Annotated in this window: 1 protein-coding gene; it reads left to right on the forward strand. The window is 71.8% G+C overall.

All coding sequences use genetic code 11. The annotated features are described in order from the left end of the window. Positions 1–88 precede the first annotated feature (88 nt). Positions 89–341: hypothetical protein (locus IE312_RS25290; protein WP_189984623.1), on the forward strand; the 253-nt coding region annotated here is incomplete at its 3' end.

Genomic DNA, 341 nt, shown 5'->3' on the forward strand with positions numbered 1-341 from the left:
GGACCGCACCGTCAACGTCAGAACCAGGCTCTTCGGCCTCAGAAGCCTCGCCGGACTCGGCGACAGTGCCGGAGGCTCAGCCGGCGGGATGGGCATGCTGTCGTCGTCGATCGCCAAAATCGTCGCCCTCGCCATCGCCGCCACACCCACGCTGGCATCGCTCGGCCAGGCGATCGTCGCCATGGGCCCGGCCGCCGCACTCGCAGCGCCCGCCATCCTGTCCTTCGGCACCGCCTTCGCCGCCATCAAGGTCGGCACCTCCGGGATCGGTGACGCCTTCAAGGCCAGCTTCGCGCCGGCCGTCACCTCAGGCGCCGCAGCCGAGTCCGCGACCCGGCGGG

Source organism: Streptomyces capoamus (genome assembly GCF_014654935.1).
Taxonomy (GTDB): Bacteria; Actinomycetota; Actinomycetes; order Streptomycetales; family Streptomycetaceae; genus Streptomyces; species Streptomyces capoamus.